The sequence below is a fragment of the Ruegeria sp. CDSC085 genome (assembly GCF_059610465.1).
Map to the genome: position 1 here is coordinate 171817 of NZ_JBXWNR010000002.1, position 21352 is coordinate 193168.

19 protein-coding genes and 3 tRNA genes are annotated in these 21352 nt (G+C 56.3%); 12 read left to right on the top strand and 10 right to left on the bottom strand.

All coding sequences use genetic code 11. From position 1 onward, the window contains the following. Positions 1 to 151: 151 nt before the first annotated feature. The 3 genes from gap (AC2FJB_RS04325) to gap (AC2FJB_RS04335) all read left to right on the top strand — a co-directional run bounded on the left by gap (AC2FJB_RS04325) (position 152) and on the right by gap (AC2FJB_RS04335) (position 2456). Complete coding sequence (gene gap / locus AC2FJB_RS04325; RefSeq protein ID WP_496672987.1) at positions 152 to 1153, top strand: type I glyceraldehyde-3-phosphate dehydrogenase; 1002 nt, start codon at positions 152 to 154, stop codon at positions 1151 to 1153. Positions 1154 to 1225: 72 nt separating this feature from the next. Further along, complete coding sequence (locus tag AC2FJB_RS04330; protein ID WP_162896775.1) at positions 1226 to 1369, top strand: hypothetical protein; 144 nt, start codon at positions 1226 to 1228, stop codon at positions 1367 to 1369. Between the two features lie 82 nt (positions 1370 to 1451). Then, a complete protein-coding gene (gene gap / locus AC2FJB_RS04335) occupies positions 1452 to 2456 on the top strand; it encodes a type I glyceraldehyde-3-phosphate dehydrogenase (RefSeq protein WP_496717474.1) in 1005 nt (334 codons plus the stop codon). Here the strand turns inward: gap (AC2FJB_RS04335) and coaD are convergent. From coaD to AC2FJB_RS04350, 3 genes are all read right to left on the bottom strand, one after another. Further along, positions 2448 to 2939 carry a pantetheine-phosphate adenylyltransferase gene (gene coaD, locus AC2FJB_RS04340; RefSeq protein WP_117869068.1) on the bottom strand — a complete coding sequence of 164 codons (492 nt, stop codon included), beginning with the start codon at positions 2937 to 2939 and terminating at the stop codon, positions 2448 to 2450. The two genes, gap (AC2FJB_RS04335) and coaD, sit on opposite strands and share 9 nt — an antisense overlap. Before the next feature lie 85 nt (positions 2940 to 3024). Then, positions 3025 to 3462: a CBS domain-containing protein gene (locus tag AC2FJB_RS04345; RefSeq protein WP_496717472.1), complete on the bottom strand. Its 438-nt coding sequence runs from the start codon at positions 3460 to 3462 to the stop codon at positions 3025 to 3027. A gap of 60 nt (positions 3463 to 3522) precedes the next feature. Continuing rightward, positions 3523 to 4425, bottom strand: a complete 903-nt coding sequence (locus AC2FJB_RS04350) for a LysR family transcriptional regulator (protein WP_299896791.1) — start codon at positions 4423 to 4425, stop codon at positions 3523 to 3525. A 104-nt stretch (positions 4426 to 4529) separates the two neighbouring features. Between AC2FJB_RS04350 and AC2FJB_RS04355 the strand changes: the two genes are divergently transcribed. Together AC2FJB_RS04355 and AC2FJB_RS04360 are read left to right on the top strand one after the other, a co-directional pair. Continuing rightward, the gene (locus AC2FJB_RS04355) at positions 4530 to 6029 is read left to right on the top strand and encodes a CoA-acylating methylmalonate-semialdehyde dehydrogenase (RefSeq protein WP_496717471.1); all 1500 of its coding nucleotides are present in this window, start codon (positions 4530 to 4532) and stop codon (positions 6027 to 6029) included. Between the two features lie 203 nt (positions 6030 to 6232). After that, a complete protein-coding gene (locus AC2FJB_RS04360; protein WP_496717605.1) occupies positions 6233 to 6817 on the top strand; it encodes a L,D-transpeptidase in 585 nt (194 codons plus the stop codon). A 68-nt stretch (positions 6818 to 6885) separates the two neighbouring features. Here AC2FJB_RS04360 and AC2FJB_RS04365 read toward each other — a convergent pair whose 3' ends face one another. Together AC2FJB_RS04365 and AC2FJB_RS04370 are read right to left on the bottom strand one after the other, a co-directional pair. Further along, positions 6886 to 7362 (bottom strand): fasciclin domain-containing protein, encoded by a 477-nt coding sequence (locus AC2FJB_RS04365; protein ID WP_117869073.1) that lies wholly within the window; start codon positions 7360 to 7362, stop codon positions 6886 to 6888. A 71-nt stretch (positions 7363 to 7433) separates the two neighbouring features. Further along, complete coding sequence (locus tag AC2FJB_RS04370; RefSeq protein ID WP_496717469.1) at positions 7434 to 8285, bottom strand: class I SAM-dependent methyltransferase; 852 nt, start codon at positions 8283 to 8285, stop codon at positions 7434 to 7436. A 137-nt stretch (positions 8286 to 8422) separates the two neighbouring features. Between AC2FJB_RS04370 and AC2FJB_RS04375 the strand changes: the two genes are divergently transcribed. From AC2FJB_RS04375 to AC2FJB_RS04395, 5 genes are all read left to right on the top strand, one after another. Beyond that, positions 8423 to 9538, top strand: coding sequence for a carboxylate-amine ligase (locus tag AC2FJB_RS04375; RefSeq protein WP_496717468.1), 1116 nt, complete (start codon positions 8423 to 8425; stop codon positions 9536 to 9538). Between the two features lie 112 nt (positions 9539 to 9650). Further along, complete coding sequence (locus AC2FJB_RS04380) at positions 9651 to 10793, top strand: acyl-CoA dehydrogenase family protein (protein WP_496717467.1); 1143 nt, start codon at positions 9651 to 9653, stop codon at positions 10791 to 10793. A 7-nt stretch (positions 10794 to 10800) separates the two neighbouring features. Further along, the gene (locus AC2FJB_RS04385; RefSeq protein WP_496717466.1) at positions 10801 to 11841 is read left to right on the top strand and encodes an enoyl-CoA hydratase/isomerase family protein; all 1041 of its coding nucleotides are present in this window, start codon (positions 10801 to 10803) and stop codon (positions 11839 to 11841) included. A gap of 3 nt (positions 11842 to 11844) precedes the next feature. After that, the gene (mmsB, locus tag AC2FJB_RS04390) at positions 11845 to 12717 is read left to right on the top strand and encodes a 3-hydroxyisobutyrate dehydrogenase (RefSeq protein WP_496717464.1); all 873 of its coding nucleotides are present in this window, start codon (positions 11845 to 11847) and stop codon (positions 12715 to 12717) included. Between the two features lie 72 nt (positions 12718 to 12789). Continuing rightward, positions 12790 to 12981: a YgaP family membrane protein gene (locus tag AC2FJB_RS04395; protein ID WP_117869078.1), complete on the top strand. Its 192-nt coding sequence runs from the start codon at positions 12790 to 12792 to the stop codon at positions 12979 to 12981. Between the two features lie 37 nt (positions 12982 to 13018). Here the strand turns inward: AC2FJB_RS04395 and uvrA are convergent, their stop codons facing one another. The 3 genes from uvrA to AC2FJB_RS04410 form a co-directional block, all read right to left on the bottom strand. Next, entirely contained in the window at positions 13019 to 15877 is a 2859-nt protein-coding gene (uvrA, locus tag AC2FJB_RS04400) for an excinuclease ABC subunit UvrA (RefSeq protein ID WP_117869079.1), read from the bottom strand. Positions 15878 to 16054: 177 nt separating this feature from the next. Beyond that, positions 16055 to 16131 (bottom strand) — tRNA-Asp (locus AC2FJB_RS04405). Between the two features lie 44 nt (positions 16132 to 16175). Next, positions 16176 to 16252 (bottom strand) — tRNA-Asp (locus AC2FJB_RS04410). A 180-nt stretch (positions 16253 to 16432) separates the two neighbouring features. On the opposite strand from AC2FJB_RS04410, the gene AC2FJB_RS04415 reads away from it, so the two are divergent. Further along, positions 16433 to 16507: transfer RNA gene (locus tag AC2FJB_RS04415), tRNA-Val, on the top strand. A 112-nt stretch (positions 16508 to 16619) separates the two neighbouring features. Continuing rightward, a complete protein-coding gene (locus AC2FJB_RS04420) occupies positions 16620 to 18206 on the top strand; it encodes an APC family permease (RefSeq protein WP_117869080.1) in 1587 nt (528 codons plus the stop codon). A gap of 49 nt (positions 18207 to 18255) precedes the next feature. Here AC2FJB_RS04420 and lon read toward each other — a convergent pair whose 3' ends face one another. Both lon and AC2FJB_RS04430 read right to left on the bottom strand, forming a co-directional pair. Next, positions 18256 to 20664 (bottom strand): endopeptidase La, encoded by a 2409-nt coding sequence (gene lon / locus AC2FJB_RS04425; RefSeq protein ID WP_496717463.1) that lies wholly within the window; start codon positions 20662 to 20664, stop codon positions 18256 to 18258. A 223-nt stretch (positions 20665 to 20887) separates the two neighbouring features. Beyond that, positions 20888 to 21295, bottom strand: a complete 408-nt coding sequence (locus AC2FJB_RS04430) for a DUF6636 domain-containing protein (protein WP_496717462.1) — start codon at positions 21293 to 21295, stop codon at positions 20888 to 20890. Between the last annotated feature and the right edge of the window lie 57 nt (positions 21296 to 21352).

The window sequence follows — 21352 nt, forward strand, 5'->3', positions numbered from 1 at the left end:
CGGACCCTACCTGATCCAACGGCTAGCGCAAGCGTTAGCGCAACCGGCGCAGGTTTGCGCTAACACCTTAAAAATATGCCGTTTTTGCCCTTTTGAGATTCCCTTTTCGCCGCTATATGGCCCTCAAAGCAAGCGCATCTGGAGACGTCATATGACCATCAAGGTCGGTATCAATGGTTTTGGCCGTATTGGCCGCTGCACCCTGTCGCACATCGCCGCGTCCGGGCGCAACGACATCGAAGTGATCAAAGTCAACGCAACTGGCCCTTTGGAAACCTCGGCGCATCTGCTGAAATATGACAGTGTTCACGGGCGTTTCCCGCGCGAGGTTGCCATCGAAGGAAACACCATGGATCTGGGCCGAGGCCCGATGCAGATGTTTTCGACTTACGACATGAACGATCTGGATTGGGAAGGCTGCGACGTCGTTCTGGAATGCACAGGTAAATTCAATGACGGAACCAAGGCGAAAACCCACCTGGAGCGTGGTGCCGGCAAGGTTCTTCTGTCTGCTCCTGGCAAGAATGTCGACAAGACCATCGTCTTCGGTGTGAACCACAACACCCTGACCGCCAACGACAACATGGTATCCAACGGTTCGTGCACAACGAACTGTCTGGCTCCGCTGGCCAAGGTACTGGACGAAGGCGTCGGCATCGAACACGGCATCATGACCACCATCCACGCCTACACCGGGGACCAGCCTACTCTGGACCGTCGCCACAGCGACCTCTACCGTGCCCGCGCGGCTGCAATGTCGATGATCCCGACCTCGACCGGCGCGGCCAAGGCGCTGGGTGAAGTTCTGCCGAACCTGAAGGGTCGTCTGGACGGTTCTGCCATCCGCGTGCCTACTCCGAATGTCTCGGCGGTTGATCTGACATTTCGTGCTTCGCGTGACACCTCGACAGCCGAAATCAACGCGATCGTCGAAGAGGCCGCCAAAGGCCCGATGCAGCGCGTTCTGGGATATGAGCCCGCTCCGCTGGTGTCGACCGACTTCAACCACACCGAGGAAAGCTCGATCTTTGCACCGGATCAGACCCGCGTTGTCGATGACCGTATGGTCCGCGTTCTGGCCTGGTATGACAATGAATGGGGCTTCTCGGTCCGCATGGCCGACGTAGCTGTTGCGATGGGCCGCCTTAACTGACCCTTCGGACTTCGCTTGTACCTTGATGCCCCCTCAGGTTATCTGAGCGGGCATTTTACGTTCGGGACAGCCATGACCAACCAAATCGCTATCTGGCTCGGCCTTCTACTGCTCGGCGGCATGATGCTGGATGTGGCGCTGCACGGGACCGAACATCTGCTTTTCCTCGGAAAGAAGCTTTACGACTTTCTGGACTGGCTCGCTTTCTGGCGGTGACTGAGGTTTTCCTTGACATTTCGCTTGATCTGGCTTTGTTAGCGCTAACTCATATTGCTGAGACATTTGGACGGAGCAGACCATGACCTTGAAACTGGCGATCAACGGATTTGGACGGATCGGGCGCGGGGTTCTGCGCGCGGTGATAGAAAGCGGACGTACGGACGTTGAGATCGTCGCGATCAACGATCTTGGCAAACCCGACATGAACGCGCATCTCTTTGAATTTGACAGCGTTCACGGCCGTTACTCCAACCCGGTCACGCTCAACGATGCTGGTCTGGACGTGGGTCGTGGCCCAATTCGGCTGAGCAGCGAGCGCAACCCCGAGGATCTGCCCTGGTCAGATATTGACGTCGTTCTGGAATGTACGGGCGTGTTTCGTACGCGCGAAGCGGCAGAACGTCACTTCAAAAACGGCTCCCGGAAAGTTCTGATCTCTGCCCCTGCCAGAGGCGACGGCGGTGTGAAAACAATCGTCTTTGGTGTCAACGATAGCGAACTGACCGCCGAGGATCTGGTGGTCTCAAACGCGTCCTGCACCACCAACTGCCTGTCTCCTGTTGCTGCGGCTCTGGATGGCGGCCTTGGTATCAAGCACGGCAACATGACCACGGTTCACGCTTACACTGCCAGCCAGCCGGTGCATGATACAGTTGGAAAAGATCCATACCTGTCGCGAGCAGCGGCGCTGTCGATGATCCCTACGACAACCGGTGCAGCCGCTGCCGTGGGTCTGGTGCTGCCGCAACTCAAAGGGAAACTGACCGGTCAGGCCATCCGTGTTCCAACCCCGAATGTCTCGGTTGTTGATCTTGTGGCCGAGGTTTCACGCCCCACTACCGAAGAAGAGGTCAACCAACTGTTCATCGATGCAGCCGCCAAAATCCCCGGAGTGCTTGCGGCGGAAAGCCGCCCTCTGGTTTCCATTGATTTCAATCACGATCCGCACAGCTCGACCGTTTCATTGGCTGAAACCAAAGTCACTGATGGCACATTGGTTCGTGTGCTGGCGTGGTATGACAATGAATGGGGTTTCTCGAACCGCATGCTGGACACAGCGGCCGCAATGGGTGCCCTAGCCTAACCGCTGTTTCAGCGCTTCATTGACTCGGGGCGTGACGAATTTCGACACGTCCCCGTTCAACCGGGCGATTTCCTTCACCAGCTTGGACGCAATTGCCTGATGGCGCGCTTCGGCCATCAAAAAGACGGTCTCAATCGAATCGTCCAGAGCGCGGTTCATGCCGACCATCTGAAACTCGTATTCGAAATCGGCGACCGCGCGCAGGCCCCGTACGATGATTTGCGCCCCGACATCCCTCGCGCAGTCAATCAGAAGGTTTTCGAAGGGATGCGCGATGATTTCGGTGCCGGTCTGTTCCGAAAGCCGGGCGCATTCCGCCTCGATCATGGCAACTCGCTCTTCCAACGAGAACAGAGGGCCTTTGTCCCGATTGATGGCCACACCGATAACCAGTTTATCCACCAAAGCTGCCGCCCGACGGATGATATCGATATGCCCCATCGTAATGGGATCAAAGGTTCCAGGATACAATCCAACCCGCATCGCGCCCTCCTGCGCAACAAAATTTCTGCGCAAGCAAACATAACTTTGCTGCAGGTGCAAGTGATTGCTTGGGCAACCCTTGTCGTCAGTGCCCCATTATCATGCCTTCTAGAGCATCTTTTTCCATCGCAAGTTCGGAAAGCTGGGCTTTCACCACATCACCCAAAGTGACAATACCTACGAGTTTTCCGTCTTCAACCACTGGCATATGGCGGAAACGCCCTTCGGTCATGCGGGACATGATGTCTTCTACCGTGGTCTGACGAGTCGCCGTCACAAGGTCCTGTGTCATGTATGATTTTACCGGTTGATCCAGACAACCGCTGCCGCTGACCGCCAGTTCCCGGACGATGTCACGTTCCGACAATATGCCGGCCGCGGTTTCGCCACCGTCGTCGGAAACAACGACCGTACCGATGCGCTTGTCCGCAAGAATCTTCGAGGCCTCTGAGATTGTCGCCGTTGACGCCACGGTCACGACACCATCTGTCGCTTTGGACTTCAGGATGGCCTGTACTAGCATGAAGAATACCTCCGGAATAATAACACTTATTCCAAAGCGTTGCGCGATTGCCCCGACCTGTCAAGCGTCGGGGCCTGCTTCCAAACGAAGCACTTCCTCGCGAATACCGCGTGTCAGGGCATCAGCAAATCGGTTCAACCGCTCGTTGCGCTGGTCTCCCTGATGCCGGACCAGATAGAAGCTGCGCGTCAAACTCACTTGATCCGTCAGGATTTTCCGAAGCCCCGGGTGGAACGGCAACGTGAAATCATGTGCCACGCAAACGCCAGTTCCCAGGCAGACCTGTCGCAACTGTACCGACACCGAATTCGATGCAAGAGCGACACGGTCAACGCCAATATCATTCAGGTAATCCAGTTCCCGGTCAAAGATCATGTCGGGGATATAGCCGATCAACCTGTGGCCCTTCAGGTCAGCGATGTTCCGGATCGGATCATGTCGCTTCAGATACTCTTCGGTCGCGACCATGTGCAGCTTGTAGTCGCTGATTTTCTTCACCAGCAGCTGTCCGGCAGTCGGCGCACTGACCGTGACCGCCATATCTGCCTCTCGACGGGACAGGTTGATCACACGCGGAAGCGCCAGGATCTGAATGTCCAGATCAGGGTTCGCATCGCTGATTTTGGCACAAACCTGGGGCAGCAGGTAGTTGGCACTACCGTCCGGCGCGCCAATCCTGATCTGTCCGCTCAGCGATTTCGTCGGTCCTGTTACCGCCCCGGCCGCCGCGCGCATCGCCTCTTCTGCGTGCAGCCCGTGTTCCAACAGCCGCTGTCCCGCCGGGGTCAGAACATAGCCTTGCTGCGACTTGGTGAACAATGTGGAATCAAGCGTTGCCTCCAAGCGTGCTATGCGCCGACCGGCGGTGGCAGGGTCAATCTTCAGGATGCGACCTGCGGAAGACAGGCTTTCCTCTCGCGCAACAGCCAGGAAAATCCGCATATCATCCCAATTTGGGGTCATTTTGATCCCTTTTGCATTTTTGCAAAACTCTTTTGAGACATTGCCTCTGTTCGCGAGATTTCTGCAAGCCTATTCTGCGCGCAAATCTATCGGAGGAGCTATTGATGCAAGACCTGACCCATTTCCTGAACGGCGAAATGGTCGCCGGAACGTCCGGTCGTTTCGACGACGTCTACAACCCGGCAACGGGCGAAGTTCAATACAAGTGCCCGATGGCCAGTGCAGCAGAAACCACCGCCGCGATCGAGGCCGCCGCCGCCGCCCAACCCGCATGGGGTGCAACCAACCCGCAAAAACGTGCGCGCGTCATGATGGCCATGGTCGGCCTGATGAACCGCGACATGGACAAACTGGCCGAAGCGCTGAGCCGCGAACACGGCAAAACCATCCCAGACGCCAAGGGCGATTTGCAGCGTGGTCTCGAAGTGATCGAATACTGCATTGGCGCACCACAGATGCTGAAGGGCGAGTTTACTGACAGCGCGGGCCCCGGCATTGATATGTACTCCATGCGTCAGCCTTTGGGTGTTGTCGGCTCGATCATGCCGTTCAACTTCCCGGCCATGATGCCACTCTGGCACGTCGGCCCCGCTCTGGCCTGCGGTAACGCCGTTGTTCTGAAACCGTCTGAACGCGACCCATCAGTTCCCCTGATGCTGGCCGAACTGTTCGTCGAAGCCGGTTTGCCTACAGGTGTTTTTCAGGTCGTAAACGGCGACAAGGAAGCGGTTGACACCATTCTCGACAGCGAGATCATTCAGGGCGTCAGTTTTGTCGGCTCAACCCCGATCGCGCAGTATATCTACAGCCGCGCAACGGCGAACGGAAAACGCGCCCAGTGTTTCGGCGGCGCCAAGAACCACATGATCGTCATGCCCGACGCTGATCTTGATCAGGCCGCGGACGCGCTGGTTGGCGCCGGTTTCGGTGCGGCAGGCGAACGCTGCATGGCGGTTTCGGTGGCTGTTCCCGTGGGTGAAGAGACCGCGGACGCACTGATCGAAAAACTGGTGCCGCGTATCGAAAAGCTGAAGGTTGGCCCCTACACTGCCGGCGATGATGTCGACATGGGCCCGGTTGTGACCGCCGCAGCGAAACAACGCATTCTGGGCCTGATCAATTCGGGCGTGGAACAGGGTGCGAAACTGGTTGTCGACAACCGCGATTTCAGCCTGCAAGGCTATGAGGACGGCTTCTTTGTCGGCCCGCATCTGTTCGACAACGTGACCCCCGAGATGGACATCTACAAACAGGAAATCTTTGGCCCGGTTCTGTCCACCGTGCGCGCGGGTTCGTATGAAGAAGCCCTGAAACTGGCGATGGATCACGAATACGGCAATGGCACCGCGATCTTTACCCGTGACGGCGACACCGCGCGTGACTTTGCCAGCCGGATCAATATCGGCATGGTGGGCATCAACGTTCCGATCCCGGTTCCGCTGGCCTATCACACCTTTGGCGGCTGGAAAAAGTCTATGTTCGGCGACCTGAATCAGCACGGCCCGGACAGCTTCAAGTTCTACACCCGCACCAAAACAGTGACCGCACGCTGGCCGTCAGGCATCAAGGAAGGTGGCGAGTTCAACTTCAAGGCTATGGACTGATCCAACAGCCCCGAAGTTTTCAGGCCCGGCCCGTTCAACGGCCGGGCTTTTCGCATCTTTCCGCCGAAAAACCTGCTTTCCATCACTCGCTCACAAGAAATTCAGGTGGTTCACTCTGGAAAAATGCGAACAATGCTCATATTTTGGCGTCAACAATATACCGAGCAGTGAACCTACCGGAGGCACCCTTGTCCCAATCCCGTATGACCCGTCGCTCTGCCTTGCTGGGCGTGGCCTCTTTGATGGCGACACCTGCCCTTGTTCGGGCACAAAGCGTGGATGCTTTTCCGGAAACGGAAGACGCAATCAGCACGCAGCTGCCAGTACGGCGCAACGTATCGTCATTCTCACAGCAGAACTGGCAAGACCATTTTGATGAGCTTGGTGCTGGTTGTTTGCTGGCCGATATCACCAGCCGCGCCGTTCATTACTGGGCACCTGACGGCACATACAAACTGTACCCAAGTTCCGTACCCATGAGCGAAGAGCTTACCAAACGCGGGTACACGAAAGTCGTGCGCAAAACCGAATTCCCAAGCTGGACACCCACGGCATCTATGCGCGAACGTGACCCTTCGCTGCCGCTTCGGATGGAAGGTGGTGACCCCGGTAACCCGCTGGGAACCCGCGCCATGTATCTGGGTTGGCCTGCATATCTGGTTCACGGAACGCACGACACGCGAAAGATCGGGCGCCAGAGTTCATCAGGTTGCATCGGCCTGTACAACCAGCATGTCGAAGAACTGTATCCGCTGGTCAAGGTCGGCACGCAGGTTCGTCTGGTCTGACCAATCATCTCTGAAAAGCAAAAGCCCCGGTCGATCGCCGGGGCTTTGTTGTTTCCAGAAACCAGGCTTTATTCCGGCAGGATCACCGCGTCGACGACGTGGATGACACCATTGCTGGCTTCAATATCTGCCTGCACGACTTTGGCGTCATTCACTTTCACGCCGTTTTTGGCATTAACGCTCAGCCGATCGCCCTGAACGGTCAGAACCTTGGCGCGTTTGCCGGCAATGTCACCGGACATAACCTTGGCCGGAACCACGTGATAGGTCAGGATGGCGATCAGTTGATCTTTGTTTTCGGGTTTCAAGAGCGTCTCAACAGTACCTTCAGGAAGCGCGGCAAAGGCTTCGTCTGTGGGTGCAAATACGGTGAACGGACCATCCCCTTTCAGGGTGTCAACCAGCCCTGCGGCCTGAACGGCGGCAACCAATGTGTTGAAGGACCCGGCGGCAACGGCGGTGTCAACGATGTCGGCGGCCTGAGCCTTGAGTGGCATAGCGAATGCAAGTGCGGCGGCTGCGCCCATGAATGTGCGACGGAACATAGCTGTCTTCTCCTCTCCAGCGTGTTATGGAAAGGGATACGGACCTTTTGCCGCTGTGGATCACTCTGAAATCATTTTTCTCTGAGCTGCACCCAGATACTCTGCGCGCGTCCTGTGGACAGAAACGGCAAGGCCGCAACGGCATCGGGCCGATCCTGTTGCAGGTAGTATCCCGGCCAAAGCATTGAATACGCGTCAGATTGCAGCAACGCGTGCAGCATGTACTGTTCTCCCCAACCTGGGCAATCATAGAAGAAGCGCTTGGGATATTCGTAGGGCAAAAACACATCGTGAACGTGGATCACCACCCCAGGTTTAAGCGTCGGTATGATGCGACAGAAAAGATGGGCAACGTCGTTGCTCATCCGCACAACATGGCTGGAGTCGATAAACAGAACGTCTCCGGCCTCCAGTTCTGCAAACAGTTCCGGGTCCGTTTCTTCGAGTCGTTCTTGTTCGAACCGATCTACAACGTGGGCAATGTCGGCACGAGGATAAGGGTCGATTGCGGTAATGGTGGTGTTCAGCCTGCCATCGATGATCGCCTGTCGGGTTACACGGGTAGAGTTGCCGCATCCGACTTCGATCACCCGCTTGGGTTGGAAGCGACGGATCATCAAATACAAAGCATCCGCATCCGGGCTGTCATAGTAACCATTTTCTGGGCAATAGCCGGTCTGGTTGCGCGCGGGATCTTTCAGTGCCTCCAAGGCTGCCTTGTGACGCTCGTATTCCGCCACCAGTTGTGAGATGTCGAACCCCTCCATTCCCGGCGACAACGCATATGCAGGACGCACCAAGCCACCCGCAGCCTCGAAGGCTTCCAGCCGCGCCCGTTCATCCTGTTCCGTAACTCTGTCGACCAGTTTCACCCCCAATTCTTCAAGGGCGGCGTTGATCTTTGGGAATTTTCTGGGTTTCAAGGCGCTGGCTCCGCGATCTGTGATGCAACGTTCCTTACCGCTGCGGACCGTTTCTCTGCAAGGGCAAGCCGGGCAAACCCTTGGCAAAACGTAAATTTCCGTATTCACTGATTGAACTGACAACTGCGAGGGCCGCCATGCAGCAGGAATTTACACTCGGGATCGAAGAAGAATACCTGTTGGTGGATCGCGACAGCCTGCAATTGTCCGAAGCCCCCGAAGCGCTGATGGAAGCCTGCCAAAGCGATTTCGAAGGTCAGGTCAGTCCCGAGTTCCTGCAATGCCAGATAGAGGTTGGAACCAGACCACACACCACGGTAGCTTCAGCGCGCGAAGATCTGAAGCGGCTGCGGTCATGCGTGTCGAAACGGGCGGCCGAATACAACCTTTCCCCTATCGCCGTCTCTTGCCATCCCTTCGCAAACTGGAAAGACCAACACCACACCCGGAAAGAACGGTATAACGCGTTGCAACACGCACTAGGCGGTGTTGCCCGACGGATGCTGATCTGCGGGATGCATGTTCATGTTGGGGTCGAAGACCCTGCGCTTCGGGCCGACCTGATGCCGCAACTGTCGTACTTTCTACCGCATCTCCTGGCGCTGTCCACATCTTCGCCTTACTGGAGCGGCGAGGATACCGGCCTGTCTTCATACCGTCTGACGGTGTTCGACAACCTGCCGCGCACCGGGCTGCCGCCAGTTTTTGCCAGTTGGAGCGAGTATGAACGGACCACGGGTATTCTGGTCGAGCTTGGCGTCATAGAAGACACCACCAAGATCTGGTGGGATCTGCGCCCTTCGCATCGTTTCCCAACTTTGGAAACACGGATCATGGATGTTCAACCACGGCTGGAGCACACTTTGTCGTTGGCGGCACTGGTGCAGGCGTTGACCCGGATGCTGTGCCGCCTGAAAGACCGCAACCTGCGCTGGCGGCAATATGATCGTTTTCTGATCGGCGAAAACCGCTGGCGCGCTCAACGCTACGGAGTGGGTGAAGGGCTGATTGATTTCGGCGACCGGTCGGTCAAGCCCATGTCTGAACTGATCGGCGACCTTATGGGGTTGTTGGCTGAAGACACCGAGGCCCTCGGCACGATGACTGAACTCGCACGGCTCAGGCAAATTGCTGAAAACGGCACTTCCGCCACGCGCCAACGCCGTATTCATGCCGAGGCAACAGCGCGCGGGGACGATCCGGGGAAAGCCGTCGTGCGCCACCTGATCGAGGAATTTCACGCCGACCTCTGAGTGTTTTCGGCCTCCGGCCCCTTTCAACCGACTCATTGTTGCGCCTGCAAAATTTCTGTAAGAATTCAGAAATAAACAACCGTTCAATTCATTGCCGACGGGAGGGAGCGTCATGGATTTCGCACTCAGCGAGGAACAAACAGCCATTTTCGACATGGCACACGCGTTTGGGCAGGAAAACATCGCACCCTTTGCGCGCAAGTGGGAGGCGGACGGAACCATTCCAAAAACCCTGTGGCCAAGGATAGGCGACCTTGGCTTCGGCGCGCTTTACGTATCCGAGGAAAGCGGAGGCTCAAACCTGACCCGTCTGGATGCGACCCTGGTTTTCGAGGCCCTGTCAATGGCCTGCCCTTCGGTCGCCGCCTTCCTGTCGATCCACAACATGTGCGCCAAGATGTTGGACAATTTCGCGGGTGATGACCTAAAGGCGCGCATCATGCCGGATGTTCTGAGCCTGAATACGGTTCTGAGCTATTGCCTGACGGAACCCGGTTCTGGCTCTGACGCGGCGGCGCTGAAAACCCGCGCCGAACGCACCAACGAAGGTTATACGTTGAATGGCACCAAGGCGTTCATCTCAGGCGGCGGCTATTCCGATGCCTATGTCTGTATGGTGCGTACCGGTCAGGATGGGCCCAAGGGGATCTCGACTGTATATGTCGAGGACGGCACGCCGGGGCTGAGCTTTGGGGCGCTGGAACAGAAAATGGGCTGGAAAAGCCAACCGACCGCGCAGGTTCAGTTCGACGACTGTAAAATTCTCGCTGGCAACCTTGTAGGCACCGAAGGCGACGGATTTAAATATGCCATGATGGGGCTGGATGGTGGGCGGCTCAACATTTCTGCCTGTTCCCTTGGGGCTGCTCAAGCCGGGCTGGATATGACGCTGCAATACATGTCCGAGCGCAAGGCATTCGGCCAATCCATCGATCAGTTCCAAGCCCTTCAGTTCCGTCTGGCAGATATGGAAATCGAATTGCAGGCCGCCCGTACCTTCCTGCGTCAGGCAGCGTGGAAACTGGATCAGGCGGCGCCCGATGCCACGAAATTCTGCGCCATGGCCAAGAAATTCGTGACTGAAACCGGATCGAAAGTGGTGGATCAGTGCCTGCAACTGCATGGCGGTTACGGATATCTTGCGGATTACGGCATCGAAAAGCTTGTGCGCGATCTGCGGGTGCATCAGATTTTGGAAGGCACGAACGAGATCATGCGTGTGATCGTTTCGCGTCAGTTGCTCGCCAACCGCTGAGGCCCCAATGTCAGACATCGAAATCCGCACCACAGGCCGTGCCGGTCGCATCACCCTGACCCGCCCCCATGCGCTGAACGCGTTGAGCTATGACATGTGCATGGCGATCGACACGGCGATGCGCAACTGGCGTGAAGACGATGCCGTTGACCTGATCGTTCTGGACGCCGAGGGGGAAAAAGCCTTCTGTGCGGGTGGTGATATTGCCGAACTTTACGAAACAGGCACCAAAGGCAACTTTTCGTATGGTCAGAAGTTCTGGCGTGATGAATATCGTCTGAATGCCCTGATCTTCGAATATCCCAAACCGGTCATCAGTTTTCTTCAGGGGTTTACCATGGGCGGCGGTGTCGGCATCGGCTGCCATGGCAGCCACCGCGTCGTCGGAGAAAGCTCCAGGATTGCAATGCCCGAATGCTCGATTGGCTTGGTTCCGGATGTTGGCGGTACGCTGATGCTGGCGCTCGCACCTGGGCGACTGGGTGAGTTTCTGGGAACCACAGGCTTCAGAATGGGACCTGCGGACGCGATCCTTGCGGGGTTTGCGGACCATTTCATCCCGCAATCGAGTTGGTCCGATCTGATCGAAATGCTGGAAGCGTCTGGAAATGCAGAACTGGTGGCCGAACATGCCGGAACACCACCCAATGGCGAATTGGCAAAGTTGCAAACCGAAGTCGACAAGCATTTTTCCGGTGAAACACTGGGCGACATCCTGACCAGCCTGCACAGTGATGATCACGAGTTTGCGCAAAAAGCTCTGGAAAAAATAAGAAAAAATGCACCGCTTTCCGTGGCCTGCTCGATCGAGATGTTACACCGACTGCGTGGTCCCTCTCTGACCATGCGGCGCGCTTTGGATATGGAGTACCGCTTTACGCACCGATCCATGGAGCACGGTGATTTTCTGGAAGGCATCCGCGCGCAGATCATTGATAAAGACCGCAACCCGAACTGGCAGTTTCCCGATATGGACGTCCCTCTGGTGGCCGTCTCGAAAATGTTGCAGCCATTGGGTGCGGACACCCTGACATTCGAGGAGGACTAAGAGATGCAGATCGGGTTCATAGGGCTGGGAAACATGGGGGCACCCATGGCGGCCAATCTGGCAAAGGCCGGGCATCAGGTTCTCGGATTCGACACCGCGGGCGTCACTGTTGACGGGGTTACGCTGGCCGATACTGCGACCGAAGCCGTTACCTCTTCCGATGCTGTCATAACAATGCTGCCGAATGGCGCCATTCTACGGGCAGTTGCAGATCAGATCATTCCCGCCATGGCGAAGGGTGCCGTTCTGATTGATTGCTCGACGGTTGACGTGGGCAGCGCGCGCGCAGTCGCAGAACAGGCCAGCGGCGCTGGTCTGTTGTTCGTTGACGCTCCGGTTTCGGGTGGTGTCGGCGGTGCGGCAGGTGGCACCCTGACGTTCATGGCCGGTGGATCAGAAGCCGCCTTTGCAAAGGCTGCTCCCCTGTTCGACATCATGGGGCAAAAAGCGGTTCACTGCGGCGAAGCCGGAGCTGGCCAAGCCGCCAAGATCTGCAACAACATGATTCTGGGCGTCACCATGATTGCCACCTGTGAAGCTTTTGCCCTGGCCGACAAATTGGGTCTGGACCGCCAAAAGATGTTCGACGTGGTCAGCACCTCATCCGGGTACAGTTGGACGATGAACGCCTATTGCCCCGCCCCAGGCGTAGGGCCACAAAGCCCTGCCGACAATGGCTATACTCCTGGATTTGCAGCCGAATTGATGCTGAAAGACCTGCGACTCAGCCAACAAGCCGCAGACAGTGCTGATGCAGATACACCGATGGGACAGGCCGCGACTGCACTTTACGAACAATTCGTCGAAAACGAGGACGGACTGGGCCGCGATTTCAGCGCCATGCTTCCCCGGTTTGAAAAGCGAGGGCGAAGTTGATTCAAGTCATATTCCCATCAGGGAATATAAAGTATCCCAAAGCTATACCCTTTTGGAGAGGATACTTTCGTGATGACTAATAACATGGGTGGGATCGACAAAACACTTCGGATCGCAATAGGCATTGCGCTTATTCTGGGCGCCCTGCTGGGATACGGAACCTGGATGTGGATCGGCGTCGTGCCGTTGGTCACCGGCCTGCTTAATTCATGCCCCCTATACTCGGTGTTGGGAATCAGCACCTGTCCAGCCAAGAAACGCTGATTGGACAGGCGGTGGAGTGAGAGCTGCCTGAAGGCGCCTACTCCGCCGCCACTCGATCCGGGTTGAGCATGGTTTTCAGGTATCTACCGGTATGGCTGCGTTCGATTTGAGCGATCTCTTCGGGTGCACCAACGGCTACGATCTCACCACCACCGTCGCCGCCTTCAGGCCCGATGTCGATGATATGATCGGCGGTTTTCACAACGTCCAGATTATGCTCGATCACCACGACGGTATTGCCCTGATCCACCAATTCATGAAGCACTTCCAATAACTTACGCACATCTTCGAAATGCAGACCTGTGGTTGGCTCGTCCAGGATATAGAGCGTTCGCCCGGTTGACCGTTTTGACAGTTCTTTGGACAGTTTCACGCGCTGCGCCTCACCACCCGACAGCGTGGTCGCCTGTTGACCCACCTTGATATAGCCAAGACCCACGCGGGCCAGCGCATCCATCTTGTCGCGGATTGATGGCACGGCCTTGAAGAATTCCTGCGCGTCTTCCACCGTCATATCAAGCACATCCGCAATGGACTTGCCCTTGAACTTGATCTCAAGCGTTTCGCGATTGTACCGCGCGCCTTTGCAGGTTTCGCAGGTGACATAGACGTCAGGAAGGAAGTGCATCTCGATCTTGATGACGCCGTCCCCCTGACACGCCTCGCACCTTCCCCCCTTGACGTTGAAGCTGAAACGACCCGGCTTGTATCCCCGCGCTTTCGCCTCGGGCAGTCCGGCAAACCAGTCGCGGATCGGGGTGAAGGCCCCGGTATAGGTTGCAGGGTTCGACCGCGGAGTCCGCCCGATCGGGCGCTGGTCAATATCGATGACCTTGTCCAGATGCTCCAATCCCTTGATGGTTTCACATGGTGCAGGTGTCTGCCGCGCACCGTTCAACCGCATCGAAGCCGTCTTGAACAACGTCTCAATCGTCAAGGTCGACTTACCGCCACCAGATACACCAGTGACACAAACGAACTTGCCCAAGGGAAACTCGGCCGTAACGTCCTTGAGATTGTTGCCCGAAGCCTTTACGACCGTTACCTTTTTCTTGTTTCCCTTGCGCCGATCGGCGGGCACTGGAATCTCGCGCAGACCCGACAGATACTGCCCCGTGATCGAGGCCGCGTCCGCTGCTATCTGCTCGGGCGTGCCGTGGCTGACCACCTGCCCGCCATGCACGCCCGCACCGGGGCCGATGTCGAACACGTAATCTGCTTCGCGGATGGCTTCCTCGTCATGCTCGACAACAATCACGGTGTTGCCCTGATCCCGCAGATTCTTGAGCGTATCCAGCAACCGGTCATTATCACGTTGATGCAAGCCGATAGAGGGCTCGTCCAATACATAAAGAACCCCGGTCAGGCCCGAGCCGATCTGGCTTGCCAGACGAATACGCTGACTTTCGCCGCCAGACAGCGTTCCACTTGAACGAGACAGCGTAAGGTATTCCAAACCAACGTTATTCAGAAATCCCAAGCGCTCTCGAATTTCCTTGAGGATTGCGCGGGCAATCTCATTCTTCTGAGCACTCAGGTGGTTCGGGGCATCCTCAATCCAGGCCAGCGCTTCGCGGATGGACATTTGGACAACCTGACCGACGTGCAGCCCGGCGATCTTCACTGCCAAGGCTTCGGCCCGCAGACGATACCCTTCGCAGGTGCCGCATGGACGGTTATTTTGGTACCGCTCAAATTCCTCACGTATCCACGCGCTGTCGGTTTCGCGATAACGTCGTTCCATATTCGGTATCACGCCCTCGAAACTGCGCGTCACCTGATACACCCGTCCGCCTTCGTCATAGCGGAACTGGATTTCCTCATCGCCCGAGCCCCGCAGGAACACCTGCTGCACATTGCTGGGCAGGTCTTTCCAGGGCGTATTTTTGTCAAACTCATAATGGCGCGCGATGGCTTCGATTGTCTGAAGGAAATACGGAGACTTGCCTTTCCTCCATGGCGCCAAGGCCCCGTCGTACAGCTTCAGCGTTTGATCCGGCACTACGAGACGCTCGTCAAAGAACAGCTCTACCCCCAACCCATCACAATCCGGGCAGGCTCCGAATGGCGCATTGAACGAAAACAGACGTGGTTCAATCTCGGGAATGGTGAAACCACTGACCGGGCAGGCAAAGTTTTCACTGAACGTAATCCGTTCCGGATCACCCTCACGGGGTGCGGTTTCCAGTATTGCTATCCCATCTGCCAAATCCAGAGCGGTGCGCAGGCTGTCGGCCAAACGCGTCTCCATCCCATCACGAACAACCAGACGGTCGACCACAACGTCGATGTCGTGACGGTATTTTTTGTCCAACGTCGGGGGCTGATCCAGCTCATAGAACTCACCATCCACCTTCACGCGCTGGAACCCCTGCTTGCGAAGCTCCAGGAATTCCTTCCGGTACTCACCTTTGCGGTCACGCACAATCGGGGCCAACAGATAGCCGCGCGTGCCCTCCTCCATCGTCATGATGCGGTCGACCATGTCCTGTACCTGCTGCGCCTCGATCGGCTGGCCAGTGGCCGGGCTGTACGGCGTGCCCGCGCGCGCAAAGAGCAGACGCAGATAATCGTAGATCTCGGTAACGGTCCCCACAGTCGAACGTGGGTTCTTGGAGGTCGTTTTCTGTTCAATCGAAATCGCGGGGGACAGACCACTGATATGATCGACATCAGGCTTTTCCATCATGTCGAGAAACTGCCGCGCATAGGCGGACAAGCTTTCGACGTAACGGCGCTGGCCTTCAGCATAAATCGTATCAAACGCCAGCGACGACTTGCCCGAACCAGACAGGCCTGTGATGACCACCAACTGATCCCGAGGGATATCGACGTCGATGCCCTTGAGGTTATGCTCGCGCGCGCCGCGCACCTCTATATTCTTCAGCTCAGCCATTTCCGGCCCCCAACAAACAAGTGGTTAAGAGATAGGCGAGCTTGCCCGAGTCTCCAACAGAAAAGTTAGAACATTTAGTGAACGTACAGATTTTCGCCGACCAAATCAAACTATGGTCATGGTATCGTCCAGTCCAACGCGAGACTTTCTGATCAACAGGTGTTTTTGAGAAGAAAATGGCGCGGTTGACGGGGCTCGAACCCGCGACCCCCGGCGTGACAGGCCGGTACTCTAACCAACTGAGCTACAACCGCGCATCTATTTCATGGCCTTTATCCTGGACCAAGGTTGGCAGCGGTGGCGCGGTTGACGGGGCTCGAACCCGCGACCCCCGGCGTGACAGGCCGGTACTCTAACCATCTGAGCTACAACCGCCCGCTGCATGTTCATTGCTGAACGTTTGGGTGTATTATGGCTACGGTGGGGCAGCGTCAAGCGGCGTTTTGCAGTTTTTTGTCAGAATCCAGTTTTTTGTTCACGAGGCGTTTTTTGCCCTTGCGAGCTTGTCAATTTCACTTGCGACGCACTCTTTGGAAAGCTATGACCGCGTGTCATGGGTGATTAGCTCAGTGGTAGAGCGCTTCGTTCACATCGAAGATGTCAGGAGTTCAAATCTCTTATCACCCACCATCTCCTTTTAAATTCTTTGCTTAGAACCAGCGGGCTTGCCACGTTGGGATTTCGGCGACTATCGTGGCCTATTTGGCCCAATAATTGGCCATACGCGGAGGCCGAGGTCATCATGACGGGGTTAAAGCGAGACATCGGCCTATTAGGACTGACCTTCATTTCCGTTGGGGGAATCATAGGGTCGGGCTGGCTATTTGGCCCCCTACTTGCGGTTCAGCACGCGGGGCCGGCGGCTGTAATCTCATGGATTATTGGCGCGGTTGCCATGTTCATACTGGCAATCACCTTCGCCGAGATTTCCGCCATGCTTCCCATTCCGGGTGGGATTGCGCGCGTGCCACAGTTTTCGCATGGCAACATCGTGTCGATGGCCATGGGGTGGACGGCCTGGATCGGCTATAACACTACAGCGCCAATTGAAGTTGAGGCCATGCTGAAATACCTCGCGCCCTATGCGCCTTGGCTGCATACGGCTGAGACGGGCGATCTGACCGGAGCAGGCGTTTTCGTCGCGTTGGTTTTCATGCTGCTGTTCGTTGCGGTAAATGCACTTGGGGTCAAGTTCTTCACACGTGTAAATGCGGTCCTTACTTGGGCGAAGATCGCTATACCTGTGGTTCTGTCCATTTTGCTTATCGCAAGTCGCTTCAAGGTTGAAAACTTCTCGCGACCAGATGGATTTGCCCCCTACGGTTTGCAAGGAATCATGGCCGCTGTTTCCACTGGAGGTATTATTTTTTCGTTCATTGGTTTTCGCCATGTGGTAGATATGGCTGGCGAAGTTCGAAATCCGAAGTTTGCCATTCCGGCCGCTTTGATATTGTCGATTGTCCTGTGCGCCGCCATTTACCTTGGCTTGCAAGTGGCTTTCATCGGCGCGCTCGACCCATCCATGCTTTCCAAGGGGTGGGCACAACTGAGTTTTGGTGGCGAAGGCCCTCTGGACGCAGTAATCACATCCGTCGGCTTGGTGTGGTTTCTGAGCCTGCTGAATGTCGGATCTGTAATAGGCCCCTTCGGCAATGGGCTGGTTTCAACCGGATCGAACGCGCGTATCGCCCTCGCCCTCTCCCAAAACGGGTTCCTGCCCAAACGATTGAAGGCCCTGTCGTCCTTTGGAGTCCCGTTATGGGCGCTGGCACTGAACTTTCTGATTGGAACGCTGTTCCTGCTGACGGTGCCTTTTACCACTGTTATTGCCCTGAACGGTGCGGCCATCGTCTTGTCATTTGCTGTCGGACCGGTTGCGGTGGTTTGTCTGCGGGATCTTTTACCCGACCATCCTCGGTCGATCCGCATACCGGCCGTTCGCCTTGTCGCGCTGTCGGCATTCGCCATTGCCACACTCATCGTCTATTGGAGCGGATGGGACACGGTCTGGCGGCTTGGCATCGCGCTGATCGTTGGGAAGGTTCTGTTGCTCGTCCGGTTCCGAAATCGTTTAGACGAAATGGACGTCACCGAAGCCTTGTGGCTGATGCCTTATTTTGCTGGTCTTGGGCTGATCTCGTTCCTAGGACAATTTGGAACCGGATCGTTGAAGCAAATTCCGTTTGGATGGGATATTCTGGTTTGCGTCCTGTTTTCATCGATCGTTTTCGTTCTTGCCGTTCGCTCAGCACTGTCACCGGAAAAGTTCAATGAATACATATCTGAAGAAGAGATAATTGATCCAAAGAAACCCGTAATTGGATTGTAAAAAAGGCGGAGCAATTGCCCCGCCTTTTTCATTCATCCAACCTGTCTGCTCAGTGTGCAGTGGCTGATGGCACCGTCGCGTCAGAAGAGGCCGCTGCCGCTGCAGCGGCCTCCTCGGCCGCTTCGTCCCATTCAATAGGTTCCGGTGTACGAACCAGAGAATGCTCAAGAACCTCCGAGACGTGCTTGACCGGGATGATCTTCAATCCCTCCTTCACATTGTCAGGGATATCCGCCAGATCCTTTTCGTTTTCTTCCGGGATCAGGACCGTCTTGATACCACCGCGCAGCGCAGCCAGCAGTTTTTCTTTCAAACCCCCAATCGGCATTGCGTTCCCGCGCAACGAGACCTCGCCCGTCATGGCGATGTCCTTACGAACAGGAATACCTGTCAGAACCGACACGATGGATGTCACCATCGCCAGACCCGCCGACGGACCATCCTTGGGCGTTGCGCCATCGGGCACGTGCACGTGGATGTCGATCTTGTCGAACTGCGGCGGCTTCACTCCGATCTTGGGAGAAATCGACCGCACATAAGACGAAGCCGCATCGATGGACTCTTTCATCACATCGCCCAGCTTACCGGTTGTCTTCATCCTACCCTTACCGGGCAGCTTCAGCGCCTCGATATGCAGCAGATCGCCCCCAACCGAGGTCCAGGCCAATCCGGTCACGACACCAACCTGATCGTCCTGCTCGGCCAGACCGTAACGGAACTTTGGCACCCCCAGGAACTCATCGAGGTTTTCTGGCGTGACCGTAACGGTTTCCGCCTCTTTCTTGATGATCTTGGTCAGCGACTTCCGTGCCACCTTGGCGATTTCACGCTCGAGGTTCCGCACGCCAGCCTCGCGGGTGTAGGTGCGGATTATCTTTTGCAGCGCCTCATCGGTCAGTTCAAATTCCTTGGCTTTCAGACCATGGTTTTTGACCTGCTTGGCGATCAGGTGTTGCTTGGCGATCTCTCTTTTTTCGTCCTCGGTATAGCCGGCCAGAGGAATGATCTCCATCCGGTCCAGCAGTGGCCCTGGCATGTTGTAGCTGTTGGACGTGGTCAGGAACATCACGTTGGACAGGTCATATTCGACCTCAAGGTAGTGATCCATGAACGTGCTGTTTTGCTCCGGGTCCAACACTTCCAGCATCGCCGAAGCCGGATCACCACGGAAATCCTGCCCCATCTTGTCGATCTCATCGAGCAGAATGAGAGGGTTCGTGGTTTTCGCCTTTTTCAGCGCCTGAATGATCTTCCCGGGCATCGACCCGATATATGTCCGGCGGTGCCCCCTGATCTCGGATTCGTCACGTACGCCACCCAGGCTGATACGAATGAATTCGCGCCCGGTCGCCCGTGCAACGGACTTACCAAGCGAGGTTTTACCCACGCCCGGAGGGCCCACGAGGCACATGATCGGGCCTTTCAGCTTTTTCGAACGCTGCTGAACGGCCAGATATTCAACGATCCGCTCCTTGACCTTCTCAAGGCCGTAGTGATCGGCATCCAGAATGTCTTGCGCGCGCGCCAGGTCCTTTTTGACGCGGGATTTGGTACCCCACGGCAAAGACAGAATCCAGTCCAGATAGTTGCGTACAACCGTGGCTTCGGCCGACATGGGCGACATGTTCTTGAGCTTCTTCAGCTCGCCTTCCACCTTTTCCAGCGCTTCCTTCGACAGCTTGGTCTCAGTGATTTTGGCTTCCAGCTCCGCAATTTCATTGCTGCCATCCTCGCCATCGCCAAGCTCTTTCTGAATGGCCTTCATCTGCTCATTCAGATAGTACTCTCGCTGGGTCTTCTCCATCTGGGATTTGACACGGGTCTTGATCTTTTTCTCGACCTGCAAAACCGACATTTCGCCTTGCATCAGGCCATAGACTTTTTCAAGCCGCTCGCTGACGCTGAGCGTTTCCAGCAAGTCCTGCTTTTGTTCGACCTCGATGCCCAGATGGCCCGACACAAGGTCGGCCAGTTTTGCCGGCTCGGTGGTTTCACCCACGGCCGTCAGCGCTTCTTCGGGGATGTTCTTACGCACCTTGGCATAGCGTTCGAACTCGTCCGCGACGGTGCGCAAAAGGGCTTCGGTCGTGGTAACGTCTCCCGGAATCTCGGTCAGATATTCCGACCGCGCTTCGAAAAACTCTTCGTTTTCAAGAAACTCGGTGATCTGTACGCGCGCTTGCCCTTCGACAAGCACCTTGACGGTGCCATCGGGCAGTTTCAGCAGTTGCAGCACATTGGCCAGAACGCCGGACCGGTAAATACCGTCCTCATCCGGGTCATCGACACCCGGATCAATCTGGCTGGACAACAGGATTTGTTTGTCGTCCTGCATCACCTCTTCCAGCGCGCGGACGGATTTGTCTCGGCCCACGAAGAGCGGCACGATCATATGCGGGAACACCACAATATCGCGCAGCGGCAGAACGGGGTATGAGGAGTTCAGAGGCTCTTGCATGCTCTATCCTTATCGTTGGCAAGATGGCGCTTGTCCCTCATCGAGGCAACATCCGGCCATCTCCTGTCTTGGACGATAAAGGTGGGGCCTCATCGCCCTTTTTCAACCTTACCGCCATGTAATGTGTCTCAGCATGAACCGAGGTTTTCGGGACTGCAAGATGTCCCGGGGACATATCCACCGAAATTAGTGTGACATGCGTATGCAATGCGCAATTCCAGGGTCAGAACACCCGCTGCACCGCCCGAGACAGAAAAAACCCGTGGCCGTCCCGGTTGCGACATTCCAGACCTTTTGTGGAAGAGTTGCAGGTAAATCCTCCGAACCGACCGGTGACGCCGTATTCCGCACGGTCGAATCCGCCCTGGTTCCGATTTAGCGGCTGGCACAGCATTTCCACAGGGCCGGTATCGAACATCAGGAAGTCATGCCCCCAGTCAGTTTGACAATTCGCGGGGCGTGGCATCGCTGGTGGGCCGTATTTTTCAATAATCGTGCACTGGATGTCCGATGAATCCGCGCTTTCTCCCACCGAACATTGAATGTTTTCGGATGGGGTTTCAAAAGTCCAGACGTCTGAAATTGCAGGGGTGGCGCAAAAAATCACTGCGCCGAGGAAAAAGCGAAACATGAAAAACTCTCCGGGTCGCGAACGAAAATGGCATTGCTTGAAGTGGTTTCAGGATAC

What these genes read in the sequence shown, in the direction of transcription:
- gap (WP_496672987.1), top strand. Translation starts at nt 152, where the DNA reads ATGACCATCAAGGTCGGTATCAATGGTTTTGGCCGTATTGGCCGCTGC.
- AC2FJB_RS04330 (WP_162896775.1), top strand. Translation starts at nt 1,226, where the DNA reads ATGACCAACCAAATCGCTATCTGGCTCGGCCTTCTACTGCTCGGCGGC.
- gap (WP_496717474.1), top strand. Translation starts at nt 1,452, where the DNA reads ATGACCTTGAAACTGGCGATCAACGGATTTGGACGGATCGGGCGCGGG.
- coaD (WP_117869068.1), bottom strand. Translation starts at nt 2,939, where the DNA reads ATGCGGGTTGGATTGTATCCTGGAACCTTTGATCCCATTACGATGGGG.
- AC2FJB_RS04345 (WP_496717472.1), bottom strand. Translation starts at nt 3,462, where the DNA reads ATGCTAGTACAGGCCATCCTGAAGTCCAAAGCGACAGATGGTGTCGTG.
- AC2FJB_RS04350 (WP_299896791.1), bottom strand. Translation starts at nt 4,425, where the DNA reads ATGACCCCAAATTGGGATGATATGCGGATTTTCCTGGCTGTTGCGCGA.
- AC2FJB_RS04355 (WP_496717471.1), top strand. Translation starts at nt 4,530, where the DNA reads ATGCAAGACCTGACCCATTTCCTGAACGGCGAAATGGTCGCCGGAACG.
- AC2FJB_RS04360 (WP_496717605.1), top strand. Translation starts at nt 6,233, where the DNA reads ATGACCCGTCGCTCTGCCTTGCTGGGCGTGGCCTCTTTGATGGCGACA.
- AC2FJB_RS04365 (WP_117869073.1), bottom strand. Translation starts at nt 7,362, where the DNA reads ATGTTCCGTCGCACATTCATGGGCGCAGCCGCCGCACTTGCATTCGCT.
- AC2FJB_RS04375 (WP_496717468.1), top strand. Translation starts at nt 8,423, where the DNA reads ATGCAGCAGGAATTTACACTCGGGATCGAAGAAGAATACCTGTTGGTG.
- AC2FJB_RS04380 (WP_496717467.1), top strand. Translation starts at nt 9,651, where the DNA reads ATGGATTTCGCACTCAGCGAGGAACAAACAGCCATTTTCGACATGGCA.
- AC2FJB_RS04385 (WP_496717466.1), top strand. Translation starts at nt 10,801, where the DNA reads ATGTCAGACATCGAAATCCGCACCACAGGCCGTGCCGGTCGCATCACC.
- mmsB (WP_496717464.1), top strand. Translation starts at nt 11,845, where the DNA reads ATGCAGATCGGGTTCATAGGGCTGGGAAACATGGGGGCACCCATGGCG.
- AC2FJB_RS04395 (WP_117869078.1), top strand. Translation starts at nt 12,790, where the DNA reads ATGACTAATAACATGGGTGGGATCGACAAAACACTTCGGATCGCAATA.
- uvrA (WP_117869079.1), bottom strand. Translation starts at nt 15,877, where the DNA reads ATGGCTGAGCTGAAGAATATAGAGGTGCGCGGCGCGCGCGAGCATAAC.
- AC2FJB_RS04420 (WP_117869080.1), top strand. Translation starts at nt 16,620, where the DNA reads ATGACGGGGTTAAAGCGAGACATCGGCCTATTAGGACTGACCTTCATT.
- lon (WP_496717463.1), bottom strand. Translation starts at nt 20,664, where the DNA reads ATGCAAGAGCCTCTGAACTCCTCATACCCCGTTCTGCCGCTGCGCGAT.
- AC2FJB_RS04430 (WP_496717462.1), bottom strand. Translation starts at nt 21,295, where the DNA reads ATGTTTCGCTTTTTCCTCGGCGCAGTGATTTTTTGCGCCACCCCTGCA.